The organism is Klebsiella sp. CN_Kp075 (assembly GCF_040065055.2).
GTDB classification, from domain to species: domain Bacteria; phylum Pseudomonadota; class Gammaproteobacteria; order Enterobacterales; family Enterobacteriaceae; genus Klebsiella; species Klebsiella aerogenes.
In genome coordinates, this window is record NZ_CM198050.1 from 4,533,627 (window position 1) to 4,547,277 (window position 13,651).

Annotated in this window: 13 protein-coding genes and 1 other annotated feature; of the genes, 3 read left to right on the top strand and 10 right to left on the bottom strand. The window is 55.1% G+C overall.

Annotation, left to right across the window (positions count from 1 at the left end; genetic code table 11):
• The first annotated feature begins 168 nt into the window (after positions 1-168).
• Positions 169-1,599, top strand: a complete 1,431-nt coding sequence (locus ABLV78_RS21570) for an alanine/glycine:cation symporter family protein (RefSeq protein ID WP_047043924.1) — start codon at positions 169-171, stop codon at positions 1,597-1,599.
• 77 nt (positions 1,600-1,676) lie between these two features.
• Positions 1,677-2,450 (top strand): peroxide stress protein YaaA, encoded by a 774-nt coding sequence (gene yaaA, locus ABLV78_RS21575; RefSeq protein WP_047043922.1) that lies wholly within the window; start codon positions 1,677-1,679, stop codon positions 2,448-2,450.
• Positions 2,451-2,488: 38 nt separating this feature from the next.
• Here the strand turns inward: yaaA and ABLV78_RS21580 are convergent, their stop codons facing one another.
• The 7 genes from ABLV78_RS21580 to yjjY form a co-directional block, all read right to left on the bottom strand.
• Complete coding sequence (locus ABLV78_RS21580; RefSeq protein ID WP_045395872.1) at positions 2,489-2,788, bottom strand: DUF2502 domain-containing protein; 300 nt, start codon at positions 2,786-2,788, stop codon at positions 2,489-2,491.
• A 194-nt stretch (positions 2,789-2,982) separates the two neighbouring features.
• Positions 2,983-4,263 carry a threonine synthase gene (thrC, locus tag ABLV78_RS21585; protein ID WP_047043920.1) on the bottom strand — a complete coding sequence of 427 codons (1,281 nt, stop codon included), beginning with the start codon at positions 4,261-4,263 and terminating at the stop codon, positions 2,983-2,985.
• Positions 4,264-4,266: 3 nt separating this feature from the next.
• Entirely contained in the window at positions 4,267-5,196 is a 930-nt protein-coding gene (gene thrB / locus ABLV78_RS21590; RefSeq protein WP_045395879.1) for a homoserine kinase, read from the bottom strand.
• A gap of 1 nt (position 5,197) precedes the next feature.
• Positions 5,198-7,660 carry a bifunctional aspartate kinase/homoserine dehydrogenase I gene (thrA, locus tag ABLV78_RS21595; RefSeq protein ID WP_045395882.1) on the bottom strand — a complete coding sequence of 821 codons (2,463 nt, stop codon included), beginning with the start codon at positions 7,658-7,660 and terminating at the stop codon, positions 5,198-5,200.
• A gap of 25 nt (positions 7,661-7,685) precedes the next feature.
• Positions 7,686-7,804: a sequence feature (Thr leader region), on the bottom strand.
• Complete coding sequence (gene thrL, locus ABLV78_RS21600) at positions 7,743-7,811, bottom strand: thr operon leader peptide (RefSeq protein ID WP_004222578.1); 69 nt, start codon at positions 7,809-7,811, stop codon at positions 7,743-7,745. Its footprint overlaps the feature before it by 62 nt.
• A 210-nt stretch (positions 7,812-8,021) precedes the next feature.
• Entirely contained in the window at positions 8,022-8,708 is a 687-nt protein-coding gene (locus ABLV78_RS21605) for a tRNA/rRNA methyltransferase (RefSeq protein ID WP_047043917.1), read from the bottom strand.
• Between the two features lie 395 nt (positions 8,709-9,103).
• A complete protein-coding gene (yjjY, locus tag ABLV78_RS21610; protein ID WP_001541509.1) occupies positions 9,104-9,244 on the bottom strand; it encodes a YjjY family protein in 141 nt (46 codons plus the stop codon).
• A 95-nt stretch (positions 9,245-9,339) separates the two neighbouring features.
• On the opposite strand from yjjY, the gene arcA reads away from it, so the two are divergent.
• Positions 9,340-10,056: a two-component system response regulator ArcA gene (gene arcA, locus ABLV78_RS21615; RefSeq protein ID WP_002887843.1), complete on the top strand. Its 717-nt coding sequence runs from the start codon at positions 9,340-9,342 to the stop codon at positions 10,054-10,056.
• A gap of 65 nt (positions 10,057-10,121) precedes the next feature.
• Here the strand turns inward: arcA and creD are convergent, their stop codons facing one another.
• Genes creD through creB form a run of 3 tightly spaced genes read right to left on the bottom strand, consistent with a single transcriptional unit; the run spans position 10,122 to position 13,650 of the window.
• Entirely contained in the window at positions 10,122-11,477 is a 1,356-nt protein-coding gene (creD, locus tag ABLV78_RS21620) for a cell envelope integrity protein CreD (protein WP_047043915.1), read from the bottom strand.
• Between the two features lie 59 nt (positions 11,478-11,536).
• Positions 11,537-12,961, bottom strand: coding sequence for a two-component system sensor histidine kinase CreC (creC, locus tag ABLV78_RS21625; protein WP_047043913.1), 1,425 nt, complete (start codon positions 12,959-12,961; stop codon positions 11,537-11,539).
• The gene (creB, locus tag ABLV78_RS21630; RefSeq protein WP_045395896.1) at positions 12,961-13,650 is read right to left on the bottom strand and encodes a two-component system response regulator CreB; all 690 of its coding nucleotides are present in this window, start codon (positions 13,648-13,650) and stop codon (positions 12,961-12,963) included. Before creB ends, creC begins: the two co-directional genes overlap by 1 nt.
• Position 13,651 lies beyond the last annotated feature (1 nt).

Sequence of the window (13,651 nt, forward strand, 5' to 3'; positions counted from 1 at the left end):
GTAACCGGTCTGCCAAGATGATAACACGCCATAGGGTCAGCGCAACCGCCGACAATGCAAGAGCGCAGAGTGTGATAAACTCGACATATTAATTATCTGAATGCTAAAGGATTGTCACCGGAGTGGTAGCGCTTACACCGCGCGCCGGCATGGACAAGAGGACGTTTAATGCCTGATTTTCTCTCGTTTATCAATGAAATACTCTGGGGCTCGGTAATGATTTATCTGTTACTGGGCGCCGGTATTTGGTTCACCTGGCGAACGCAATTTGTGCAGTTCCGTTATATTCGTCAGTTTGGCAAAAGCCTTAAAAAAAGCCTCCGCCCGCAGCCCGGCGGCTTAACGTCTTTTCAGGCGCTGTGCACCAGTCTGGCGGCGCGCGTCGGCAGCGGTAATCTGGCGGGCGTGGCGTTAGCGATTGCCGCCGGCGGCCCCGGCGCGGTGTTCTGGATGTGGGTCTCCGCGCTACTCGGTATGGCCAGTAGCTTCGCTGAATGCTCGCTTGCCCAATTGTACAAAGAGCGCGATAGCGCAGGCCAGTTCCGCGGCGGCCCGGCGTGGTATATGGCTCGCGGCCTTGAGATGCGCTGGATGGGCGTGGTCTTCTCGATTCTACTTCTGCTTGCCTACGGGGTGATTTTCAATACCGTGCAGGCCAACTCGGTGGCGCACGCCATGGCCTATGCCTTCGATTTTCCGATGGCCGCCGTCGGCGCCGCGCTGGCTGCCGCGACGCTGTTGATTATCGTCCGCGGTTTACGCGGCGTGGCGCGATTGATGCAGTGGTTTGTCCCGCTGATGGCCCTGCTGTGGGTCGGCGCCAGCCTGTTGATTGGCCTCTGGCACTTCTCCGCCCTACCCGCGGTCTTTGAAACCATCTTCCGCTGCGCTTTCGGCTGGCAAGAAGCAGCGGCGGGCGCGGTGGGCTATACCATCAGCCAGGCGCTTACCGGCGGTTTCCAGCGCGGGATGTTTTCCAATGAAGCGGGGATGGGCTCCACGCCAAACGCGGCCGCCGCCGCGGCCTCATGGCCACCGCATCCCGCGGCGCAGGGCATCGTCCAGATGATTGGCGTCTTTATTGATACCATTGTTATCTGTACCGCCAGCGCGGTGATTATCCTGCTGGCGCCGCGCGAAAACCGCGATAGTGTGGTCAGCGGAATTCAAACCATGCAGCACGCGATGGGCGATCTCATTGGTAGCTGGGGGCCTGGTCTGGTGGCTGCCGTGCTACTGCTTTTCGCTTTTAGTTCGATTGTCGCCAATTATATTTATGCCGAAAATAATCTGATCTTTCTGCGACTCAATAAGCCGCTGCATATCTGGACGCTCCGGGTCATTACCGTATTCATGGTACTGGCAGGCACTCTGGTAAGCCTGCCGGTGGTCTGGCAGCTGGCGGATATTATTATGGCGCTGATGGCTATCACTAACTTAACGGCGATTTTGCTGCTGTCGCCAACGGTACGGATCCTCGCCAGCGATTATCTGCGCCAGCGTAAACTCGGCGTACAGCCGGTCTTCGATCCCGCTCGCTATCCGGAAATTCAGCAACATCTGGCGCCAGGCGCCTGGGATGAGATACCGCGTGAATAGCGCGGTAATCGCAGCAATCGCTCCCACCGTACTCTTTTTTTGTTAAAATTCGTCGAAATTCCCTGCAAGGACTGGATATGCTGATTCTGATTTCACCTGCTAAAACGCTCGATTATCAAAGCCCGCTGGCAACGACGCGCTATACCCAGCCCGAACTCCTGGAGTATTCTCAACAGCTTATCGGTATCGCCCGTAAGCTGACGGCGCCGCAAATCGGTAAGCTGATGAGCATCAGCGATAAGCTTGCCGACCTCAACGCCACCCGTTTTCACGACTGGCATCCGGACTTTACCCCGCAGAATGCCCGTCAAGCGATTCTGGCCTTCAAAGGCGACGTTTATACCGGCCTGCAGGCTGAAACCTTTAGCGAAGCGGATTTCGATTTCGCCCAGCAGCATCTGCGTATGCTATCCGGGCTTTACGGCGTGTTGCGTCCGCTGGATTTGATGCAGCCTTATCGTCTGGAGATGGGCATCAAGTTGGAAAATCCGCAGGGCAAAGATTTGTATCATTTCTGGGGCGATGTCATTACCGATAAGCTCAATCAGGCGCTGCAGGCGCAGGGCGACGATACCGTTATCAACCTGGCGTCCGATGAGTATTTTAAATCGGTAAAACCGAAAAAATTGCAGGGACAGTTGATTAAGCCGGTATTCCTCGATGAGAAAAACGGCAAATTCAAGGTGATCAGCTTCTATGCCAAAAAAGCGCGCGGCCTGATGAGCCGCTTTATCATAGAGAACCGTTTAACCCGTCCGGATCAACTGCAGGAGTTTGATAGCGAAGGTTATTTCTTTGATGCGCAGGCATCGGAGAACGGCGAACTGGTGTTTAAACGCCACGAGCAGTAAGCCTGAATGCCCCCGGTATGGCGCCGGGGGCGGAACGATTAGTCGTCGTGGTGATGCCGCTCGTGGCCATGACCATGATGGCCTTGATCGTCATCGTCATCGCGATCGTGGCGGCGATAATCATCATGCGGACGCCAGCGGTCGTCACGCCAGTCATAATGGCTCGCCCACCAGTCATGATCGCGCCAGCGATCGCCGTCCCAGTAGCGTCCATAATCATCACGGTCGCCGATTTGCAGCTTCACCGCCGGGATCAGGGTAATTTCATCTGCATGAACCAACGCAGGAGCGACCAGCAGCAGAGAAAGCGCCAGCAAAACAGGTTTCAGCATTGTCATAAGCAACCCCTTCTATTCGCCCCCATTATGGGTCGATAACAAAATATTAACCCTGCAAAACTACCCTGTTTATTCTCCGCAATCTGAATTTATGCTCTTCCGCATTTATTGGTCAGTTTTACACAATCTCTCCATTTTCGGGCGTAAAAAAACCGGGCGCGGAGCCCGGTTTAACGAACAGCGGAATGGCAATGCTAGCCCATCATCAGCTTACGCAGCGCGGCGAAGTCGGCTGGGAGATTGTGCGAGAGCAGCGGCAGGTCGGCGCGGTCGGCCAGTTCTTTCGGCAGCGGCAACGTCTCCTGTAGGATCTCTTCTACGCTCTCTTTGAATTTAGCCGGATGCGCCGTTCCGAGGAATAACCCATACTCTCCCGGCTGCAGCTGGTCGCGCAACGCGCGATAGGCAATGGCCGCATGCGGTTCCGAGGTATAGCCGATGGCTTTCAATTCACGCATGGTCGCTTTAGTGGTTTCATCATCCACCGCAGCATAGCCCAGTTCATTCAGACGCCATATTTTACGGCGGAATAACTCCTCCACGCGCGGCCAGTTGTTCGGTTGGCTGACGTCCATCGCGTTAGACAGGGTCGCCTGCGTCGCCTTCGGCGCCCAGTTGCCATCCTGCAGGAAGCGCGGCACGGTGTCATTGGCGTTGGTCGCGGCAATAAAACGCTTAATCGGCAGCCCCAGCGATTTCGCCAGCAGGCCGGCAGTAAGATCGCCGAAGTTGCCGCTTGGCACCGACACCACCAGCTGATTGCGGGCTTCCTGCGGCAATTGCGCGACCGCCTCGAAGTAGTAGCAGATCTGCGCCAGCAGGCGGCTGATGTTAATAGAGTTGGCGGAGTTGAGGCCAAGCGCGACCTTCAGCTCTTCATCGTCAAACGCCTGCTTAACCAGCGCCTGACAGGCGTCGAAATCACCGTCAATCGCCACGGTTTCGATGTTGCCGCCCAGGGTGCAGAACAGCTTCTCCTGCAGCGGGCTAATCTTACCGCGCGGATAGAGGATAACTACTTTGACGTTCGGCAGGCCGTAGAAGGCATGCGCCACGGCCGCGCCGGTGTCGCCGGAGGTCGCGGTCAGGATCGTCACCGGCTTATCGCCTGCGATATGCGTCAGCATCTGGGCCATAAAACGGCCGCCAAAATCTTTAAACGCCAGGGTCGGGCCGTGGAACAGCTCCAGGCAGCCGACATCATCCTGTACTTGAGTGACCGGCGCCGGGAAGGCGAACGCCGAAGCTACGCGGGCCTGCAGTTCATTCTGCGGGATCTCATCGCCAATAAAGGCCGACAGGATTTTCGCGCTGCGGGTCACGAAATCCTGCTCCAGCATTTCGTCGATTTCGGTCAGATTGAATTCCGGCAAATCGTGCGGAAAGAACAGCCCCTGTTGTTTGCCAAGCCCTTGCGTCACGGCCTGCGCGAAGCTGACCTGTTCGTTATGATCTTTTAAGTTATACAGTTTCATCACTTATCCCACTACTCGAGCGCCCGCCGTGTCCAGCCGGCAAATATGAACGAAGCCTTCCTGATTTTGCAGATAATGCGCGGCCAGCCAGTCGGCGACGCGCTGCGCGGTGTCCGGTTTATCGCACAACGCGAACAGCGTCGGGCCGGAGCCGGAGATACCGCAAGCCTGCGCGCCGATCTCCATCGCCGCCTGACGCGCTTCACTGAAGCCCGGCAGCAGTTTGGTACGGTACGGTTCGGCGATAACATCTTTCATTAACTTTGCCGCCAGCTGCGGCTGACGGCTATAGCAGGCGTGAATAAACCCTGCCAGGTGACGACCGTGGGCGATACAGTCCTGGCGGCGATACTGCGCCGGAAGAATCGCACGCGCTTCGGCGGTAGAGACCTTAATCCCCGGATAGGCCAGCACCCACAACCATTCATCAAAACCCGGGATCTGCTGGCTGATGATGCCATTTTCTTCGATCATCAGTTGCATACCGCCAAGGTAGCACGGCGCCACGTTATCATAGTGAACGCTGCCGGAGATGCGCCCTTCCATCTCGCCCATCAGCGCCAGCATTCGGGTTTCATTCAGCGGCTTACCACAAAACTCATTCATTGCCACCAGCGCGGCGACCACCGAACAAGCGCTGGAGCCAAGGCCCGAGCCAATCGGCATATTTTTTTCCAGGGTCATCGCCACCGGAACCGTTTTACCGATCTCGCGGCAAAAGGCTTCCCAGCATTGATAAACGATATTTTCCTGCGGCGCCGACGGTAATTTGCCGGCGAAGCGGCCTACATTACGTAGGCTAAACTCCGCCGCCGTCTCTACCGAGACGTTATCCCCCAGCAAGGTGCCGTCAACCGGCGTCACCGCGGCTCCCAGCACATCAAAACCGACGCTCATATTGGCACTGGAAGCCGGGGCGTATACTTTGACCATCTTAAACTCCTAACTTCCATGACAGGGTGCGTAGCAGGTCGGCGAACACGCCAGCCGCCGTCACGTCATTCCCCGCGCCATAGCCGCGCAGCACCAGCGGCAGAGGCTGATAATAGTGGCTGTAAAATGCCAACGCGTTCTCGCCGTTTTTCACCTTGAACAGCGGATCGTTGCCGTCGACTTCGGCGATTTTCACCCGGCAGACGCCATCTTCTTCAATATTGCCGACGTAGCGTAAGACTTTACCCTCGTCGCGCGCTTTAGCAACCCGCGAGGCGAATTGATCGTCAAGCGTCGGCAGTCGCGCCATAAAGCTTTCGACATCACCGCTGGCGTCGAAGTCGGCAGGCAGCGCAGGCTCAACGATAATATCCGAGAGCTCCAGCTCGCGCCCGGTTTCGCGGGCAAGGATCAGCAGCTTGCGCGCCACATCCACGCCGGAAAGATCGTCGCGCGGGTCCGGTTCGGTATAGCCCATCTCGCGCGCCAGTTTAGTGGCTTCAGAAAGGCTCATGCCCTCATCCAGCTTACCAAAAATAAAGGAAAGCGAGCCGGAGAGGATCCCGGAAAAATGCACCAGCTCATCACCAGCGTTCAGCAGGTTCTGCAGGTTTTCGATGACCGGCAGACCCGCGCCGACGTTGGTGTCGTAGAGGAACTTGCGCCGCGAGCTGCTGGCGGCGTGACGCAACTGGTGATAGTAATCCAGCGAAGAGGTATTGGCCTTTTTATTCGGCGTCACCACATGGAAACCTTCACGCAGGAAGTCTGCGTACTGATCGGCCACCGCCTGGCTGGAGGTACAATCGACGATAACCGGGTTCAGCAGGTGATACTCTTTCACCAGACGGATTAAACGGCCCAGATTAAAGGGCTCTTTCGCTTCCGCGAGTTCGCTACGCCAGTTTTCCAGATTCAAGCCATGGACGTTCGTCAGCAGCGCCTGTGAATTGGCGACGCCGCATACGCGCAGATCGATATGCTTGCCCTTCAACCAGCTCTGCTGGCGCTTAATCTGTTCGATTAACGCGCCGCCGACGCCGCCGACGCCAATCACGAAGACTTCGATGACCTGGTCGGTGTTAAACAGCATCTGATGCGTGACGCGCACGCCGGTAGTCGCGTCGTCGTTGCTGACGACCACCGAAATTGAACGCTCGGAAGAGCCCTGGGCAATCGCCACGATATTAATATTGGCGCGCGCCAGCGCGGCGAAGAATTTCGCCGAGATACCGCGCAGCGTGCGCATTCCATCGCCCACGACGGAGATGATCGCCAGCCGCTCCATGATTGACAGCGGCTCCAGCAGCCCTTCTTTCAGTTCGAGATAAAATTCCTCTTCCATCACACGCTTCGCCCGCGCGCTGTCGCTTTGCGGCACGCAGAAGCTGATGCTGTATTCCGAAGAAGACTGGGTAATCAGCACCACGGAGATACCGGCGCGGGACATGGTGGCGAAAACGCGCGCCGCCATACCGACCATGCCTTTCATTCCCGGCCCGGAAACGTTGAACATGGCCATATTGTTAAGATTAGAGATCCCTTTTACCGGCAGGCCGTCTTCATCAAGGCTGGCGCCGATAAGCGTACCCGGCGCCTGCGGATTACCGGTATTTTTAATCAGGCAGGGGATCTGGAACTGGGCAATGGGAGCAATAGTGCGCGGATGCAGTACCTTAGCGCCGAAATAGGAGAGCTCCATCGCTTCCTGATAAGACATGGATTTCAGCAGACGCGCATCCGGTACCTGACGCGGGTCGCAGGTATAAACGCCATCAACGTCGGTCCAGATTTCGCAGCAGTCGGCGCGCATACAGGCTGCCAGCACGGCAGCGGAGTAATCAGAACCATTACGCCCGAGAACCACCAGCTCACCCTTTTCGTTACCGGCGGTAAAGCCGGCCATCAGCACCATGTGGTCTGCCGGGATTTGGCTGGCGGCGATACGGCGGGTAGATTCAGCAATATCAACAGTGGATTCAAGGTAGTGGCCGACGGCCAACAGTTTTTCGACCGGATTAATCACGCTGACCTTGTGGCCGCGCGCTTCCAGCAGCGCCGCCATGATAGCGATAGAGAGCTTTTCACCGCGGCAGATCAGCGAGGCATTAACGCCGTCCGGGCACTGGCCCAGCAGGCTGATACCGTGCAACACGTGTTTAATCTGCGCGAATTCCTGGTCTACGAAAGTTTTCAGCTGTGCGAGCGGGAAGCCTGGTTGAATGTCGGCCAGTCCCTGCAGCAGGTCGGCAAAAATGCGTTCAGCGTCGGCGATATTGGTAAGAGCGTCCTGACCGCTAATGGTTTTTTCAATCATTGCGACCAGATGGTTGGTGATTTTCGCCGGGGCAGACAGCACGGTCGCAACCTGCCCCTGCCTGGCATTGCTCTCCAGGATATCGGCAACCCGCAGAAAACGTTCTGCATTTGCCACTGATGTACCGCCGAACTTCAACACTCGCATGGTTCTTACCCCTTGATCTCTTGTCAAAAAAAAAGCCCGCACTGTTCAGGTGCGGGCTTTTTTCTGTTGTTTCCTGTACGCGTCAGCCCGCACCGTTACCTGTGGTAATGGTGGTGGTGATAATGGTGGTAATCATGCCGATGCGATTCATGGATGTTGTGTACTCTGTATTTTTATCTGTCTTGTGTCCTGCCTATATTGGTTAAAGTATCTGCCTGCTTAAGTCAACGAATTTCTAAATTGGCGACTTTTCAACCAACACCGTCATTACGCCACAGCGCCCCGATATTTCCGCCGCATTGCCAGACGGTTGCTGTTGAAATTAGTACATTCAACCATAAAAATTACTTATAACAGGATTTTATTCAGATAGTTTTTTTTCAATATCATGCAGCAATCGATGCAACATGGCGGTGTCGCGCTGTTGTAACAGGCCGATCCGCTGCTGTAGCCAGTCGGCCAGTTTTATGTCGTCATCGACACCCAAGCGTCCAAGTAGCGAAAGCGTCCGCTGACGTAGCGCCTGCAATTGTTTTTCGTCGGTTTCAGGCGCCTGAACCGCAGTCTGCTGCTGCAGCGAGCTCAGCTGATAGCAATACACCATTACCGACTGCCCAAGATTCAAGGAGGGATAATCGGCGACCATCGGCACGCCGGTAAGCACATCGGCCAGCGCCAGTTCATCGTTAGTTAATCCGGAATCTTCACGGCCAAAGACCAGCGCCGTATGTTTCATCCATTGCGCTTTTTCTTCCAGCAGCGGTAGCAACTGCTGCGGCGTGGTGTAGTAGTGAAAACGCGCGCGACTGCGGGCGGTAGTGGCGACGGTAAAGTCGACATCGTGCAGGGCCTGCTCAAGCGTCGGATAGGTTTTTATATTATCTAAAATATCTCCCGAACCATGCGCAACCCAGCGCGCGGCAGGCTGCAGATGCGCTTCGCTATCGACAATCCGCAGTTCGCTGAATCCCATGGTTTTCATCGCTCGCGCCGCCGCGCCGACGTTTTCAGCCCTCGCGGGGGCCACTAAAATGATCGATAAACGCATTATGCTTCCCTTATCCACTTACGCGGCGTGACTCTGCGGTCTCCCCCATTTTACGCGGCGAAAATTTACAAATTTGCAACAAAAATCACTAAAAATGAGCTTTATTACTCTTAAAAAAAACTAAACTGTTCACATTGGACACCAATACGGAGTATGTTAACAGAACGCATTTATCCATATGTTTGGCAATGATATTTCAGTTTTCATTTGTCTACGGGCTTTGGATTCATTGCATTTATTAATTCATAGCTGCAACTAATTGAGCTGTGTAAGAAATGTGACGATAAATCGCAAATCGATGCAATGATTTCACAAGACTGTTAACGTGCTACAATTGAACTTGATATATGTCAACGAAGCGTAGTTTTATTGGGTGTTCGGCCTCTCTTAGCCTGTTATGTTGCTGTTAAAATGGTTAGGATGACAGCCGTTTTTGACACCGTCGGGTCCAGAGGGAAAGTACCCACGACCAAGCTAATGATGTTGTTGACGTTGATGGAAAGTGCATCAAGAACGCAATTACGTACTTTAGTCATGTTACGCCGGACATGTTAATTTGTGGCATGTACCAGGCAGGTCAGGGACTTTGGTACTTCCTGTTTCGATTTAGTTGGCAATTTAGGTAGCAAACATGCAGACCCCGCACATTCTTATCGTTGAAGACGAGTTGGTAACACGCAACACGTTAAAAAGTATTTTCGAAGCAGAAGGTTATGATGTATTCGAAGCGACCGATGGCGCGGAAATGCATCAGATCCTGTCTGAAAATGATATCAACCTGGTGATCATGGATATCAACCTGCCAGGTAAAAATGGTCTTCTGCTCGCGCGTGAACTGCGTGAGCAGGCTGACGTCGCGCTGATGTTCCTTACCGGCCGCGACAACGAAGTTGATAAAATTCTTGGCCTCGAAATCGGCGCCGATGACTATATCACTAAACCGTTTAACCCGCGTGAACTGACTATCCGCGCGCGTAACCTGCTCTCCCGTACCATGAACCTGGGTACCGTGAGCGAAGAGCGTCGCAGCGTTGAGAGCTACAAGTTCAACGGTTGGGAACTGGATATCAACAGCCGTTCATTGGTGAGCCCAAACGGCGAGCAGTACAAGCTGCCGCGTAGCGAATTCCGCGCGATGCTGCACTTCTGCGAAAACCCGGGCAAAATCCAGTCACGCGCAGAGCTGCTGAAGAAAATGACCGGTCGCGAGCTGAAGCCGCATGACCGTACCGTGGACGTGACCATTCGTCGCATTCGTAAGCATTTCGAATCCACGCCGGATACTCCGGAAATCATCGCCACGATTCACGGTGAAGGTTACCGTTTCTGCGGCGATCTGCAGGAATAATTCTGGTTATCCCGCAGCTATAATGCAAAAACAGCGCCTTCTGGCGCTGTTTTTTTATGCTACTTTTACTTCCAGATACGTAGCGTGTCGTCATCCTTGCTTTGCGGTTTTTCCGGTTTGCTCTGCGGTAGAGATAAGGCATACCAGTCCACGCGGCGGGTCAGGAACATCAACGCGCACAGCGCCAGCAGTAGCACTCCGGTGCCGAGCAGCAGCGCGCTATCCTCAGAACGCAGCAGTAGCCACATCACGCCATCCAGCAGCAGCAGCGCCACGACGAATAACAGACTATTACGCCACCCTTTCAGTACCGCCTGTAAATAAATACCGTTGATTACCGCGCCAATCAGGCTGGCTATCGCCCAGGCTCGGGTAAAGCCAATATGCTCAGAGAGCGCCAGCAACACGAGGTAGAACATCACCAGCGATAAGCCGACCAGCAGATACTGCATCGGATGCAGACGACGATGCGTCAGGCTCTCGAAAACGAAGAAGGCCATAAAAGTCAGTGCGATTAACAAGATGGCGTATTTAGTCGCCCGGTCGGTGAGCTGATATTGATCGGCCTGCGACATCACGTCCACGCTAAAGGCGGGTAAACGCGACCACTCAATATCGGTGTCATCGGCGAAATAGTTGCCCATATTGTTGGCAAACCAACTGCTCTGCCAATGCGCGCTATAACCCGAGGCGCTCACTTCGCGCTTCGTAGGCAGGAATCTGCCAAGGAATCCTGGATGCGGCCAGTTACTGGTTAGCTGAAGCTCGCTGTTGCGGCCCAACGGTACAACGGAGAAGCCGCCGGTACCGTTAAGATTGAGGGTAAAAGCAATATCCAGCGGTTTATTGTCTGCGCTTAACGCCGGCATCGGCATATGAATACCTACCCCGCCGCCGTTCAATCCCAATCCCGGTTCAACGGTCAGTGCCGTACCGTCAATTACCGGCGCGTTGATAACGCCGATGCCGCGGGCATCGCTCACGCTAAGCACTAAAAACGGTTTTCCTAAATTGATATTTGCCTTTTGCAGCTCTTTCAGCCGCGAAGGATCGAACTGCGCCTGAATTTGCAGGGCATTATGCCAGACCTGCCCACTGTATATGCCGACTTTTCTCGACTCCACATTTTGCACACCGTTAACCGTCAGCGTTTCCGGTAGCCAGTAGTAGATCCAGCGACGCTGATATTCGACCTCTTTTTGATTCTCCATACGAAATAGCGTCTCGGTCACCGGGATAGCAACCAGCGGCCCCGTCAGCTTTTGTGAACCGCTGGTACTGTGCTCTATCGCATCCACTACATCGCTGCGATAGTCCGCACGCTCGCTAATAAGCGCTCTGACCATCATCAGCGGCACGGACAACAGCAAAATACAGCCCAACAGCGTACTAATTTTCCAGAATAATGGTGATTTCATCATAGCCTTCTCCCTATCGTGATGGGCTCACTGTAGGGCGGCTATGTGCAGTGTGTTTGAAGCTATGTGAAGGGACGGTGAAGTTGTAGCGTCGCGACAACGCCGCCTTCAGGGCGATTACGCAGGCTAATATCACCCTGATGCAGACGCGCCACCTCACGCACAAACGCCAGTCCTAAACCGCTGCTCTTATGGCCATCTTCCCGCGGCAGCGAGTAAAAGCGTTCAAAGACGCGCGCCAGCGCAAAGTCAGGAATACCGCGACCGTTATCCGTCACGCTTAGCTGCGCCTCTTCGTGGCACGTCTCCACCGCCAGAGCGATTTCACCGCCGCGGGGGGTAAAGTCAATCGCATTATCGATAAGATTGCCCAGCGCCTGCGCCAGTAGTTCGCTATCGCCATTCACCGTTACCCCGCTCTTCTGCCAGCGCAGGGTGATGGCTTTCGCCTCCAGAGCAATGTCGCGTTCATCCGCCAGACGTTGGAAAAGCGCATCAACCGAAACCAACTGCGGCGTTATCTCCAGCCGATTTTCCAGCCGCGCCTGTTGCAGCAGTTTTTCCACCAACAGCTGCATGCGGGTATTCTGCGCAAGAATATTTGCCGTGAAACGCGCGGCGACCTCAGGCGGCGGCCCCTCGCGCAAGATCTCTGCCGCACCGCGGATCGCCGCCAGCGGGCTTTTGAGTTCATGAGTGAGATCGTAGACATAGTTTTCGATCGCGTTCTTGCCTTCTAGCTTCACGCGCATGCTCTCCAGCGCCTGCGCCAGCTTGCTTAACTCGCTACTGCCGACGTTCGGCAGAGGCAACGGACGCTCGGCAGTCACCGAATCGGCGTAACGCACCAGTTTGCCAATAGAGAAGTTAATCCACCAGACCATCCCGGCGCCGATCAGTAAAGCAATCCCCAGCAGCGCGCCACCGGCCCACAATATCCGCCGCTCGCTGCGTTTAATCACCGGCGTCATTGCCAGATTAGGTTTACCGACGCTGACCACGCCGATGATACGCCCGTTATCCATCACCGGCGCGGCAATGTACATGACGGAGCTATTATCATCATTGGGGTCACTGCGCGAACTGCGGGCGCCGTACTGGCCGCGCAGGGTCAGCCAGACGTCATTCCAGCGCGAATAATCCTGGCCAACCGCCTCCCCGCTGGAGTCAAACACCACTTTCCCCTGAGCATCCGTCAGATAGACGCGATACTCATTGCGCATTTTCCTGATACCGCTGATATTGGCGTTGATGGGCTGCTGATTAAGCGACTGAAAGGCCTGCGCCAGCCGCCCCTGCTGCGGATTTACCGAAAGAAGATCCTCCCGGGCCAGCGCCGCCAATAGCGTTGCGGTATCGTTAAGCGTGCCTTCCGTTGCCCGGCGCACGCCCGGTTTGACTTCCTGCACAAAGATAGAGAGCACAAACCACGCGGCAATGCCGACAATCAAGAAATACCCCAGTAACAGGCGCATCCCGATACGCATCAATAGCCCCCCAGGCTATAGCCCAGACCGCGATGCGTATTAATCGGGTTAATATCAGGATTCACCGCCCGCAGCTTGGCGCGTAGGGTTTTGATATGGGTATCGACGGTACGATCGATACTCTCGTAAGCATCGCTCCACACTCGCTCCATCAACTGCTGGCGAGAGAACACGCGACCGGGGGCGTTAATGAGGGTTTTCAACAGCAGGAATTCGTAACGCGTCAGGCTCAGCGGTTGACCATACCAGCTAATTGTCATCGCCAGCTCATCCAACACGAACTCGCCAACGCGCACCACCGGCGAAGGGGTAGAAAATTTCTGCAGGCGACGCAGAACGGTACGCACCCGCGCGCAGACTTCGCGCGGCGAAAACGGTTTGGCGATGTAGTCGTCAGCGCCAATTTCCAGCCCCAGCAGCTTATCAACCTCTTCGCTGCGTGCGGTCAAAAACAGTACTGGCAATGCCTGATGGCGCGCCAGCAGTCGTCGGCATAGTTCAAAGCCGCTAATATCCGGCAAGCCGACGTCGAGGATCGCTAAATCCGGGCTCTGATGCAGTGCCGCATCAAGCGCGGGCAACCCGCGCTCGAAGACGGTCACGTCGAATCCTTCCTGCTGCAGCATGTAAACAAGGGTATCGGCGATACTCTGTTCATCCTCAACTAACCAAATCCGTGGCTGTTGCATT

Bases quoted from the DNA above. Each gene is read 5' to 3' on its own strand.
- ABLV78_RS21570 (WP_047043924.1), top strand. From the start codon at position 169: ATGCCTGATTTTCTCTCGTTTATCAATGAAATACTCTGGGGCTCGGTA.
- yaaA (WP_047043922.1), top strand. From the start codon at position 1,677: ATGCTGATTCTGATTTCACCTGCTAAAACGCTCGATTATCAAAGCCCG.
- ABLV78_RS21580 (WP_045395872.1), bottom strand. From the start codon at position 2,788: ATGACAATGCTGAAACCTGTTTTGCTGGCGCTTTCTCTGCTGCTGGTC.
- thrC (WP_047043920.1), bottom strand. From the start codon at position 4,263: ATGAAACTGTATAACTTAAAAGATCATAACGAACAGGTCAGCTTCGCG.
- thrB (WP_045395879.1), bottom strand. From the start codon at position 5,196: ATGGTCAAAGTATACGCCCCGGCTTCCAGTGCCAATATGAGCGTCGGT.
- thrA (WP_045395882.1), bottom strand. From the start codon at position 7,660: ATGCGAGTGTTGAAGTTCGGCGGTACATCAGTGGCAAATGCAGAACGT.
- ABLV78_RS21605 (WP_047043917.1), bottom strand. From the start codon at position 8,708: ATGCGTTTATCGATCATTTTAGTGGCCCCCGCGAGGGCTGAAAACGTC.
- yjjY (WP_001541509.1), bottom strand. From the start codon at position 9,244: ATGACTAAAGTACGTAATTGCGTTCTTGATGCACTTTCCATCAACGTC.
- arcA (WP_002887843.1), top strand. From the start codon at position 9,340: ATGCAGACCCCGCACATTCTTATCGTTGAAGACGAGTTGGTAACACGC.
- creD (WP_047043915.1), bottom strand. From the start codon at position 11,477: ATGATGAAATCACCATTATTCTGGAAAATTAGTACGCTGTTGGGCTGT.
- creC (WP_047043913.1), bottom strand. From the start codon at position 12,961: ATGCGTATCGGGATGCGCCTGTTACTGGGGTATTTCTTGATTGTCGGC.
- creB (WP_045395896.1), bottom strand. From the start codon at position 13,650: ATGCAACAGCCACGGATTTGGTTAGTTGAGGATGAACAGAGTATCGCC.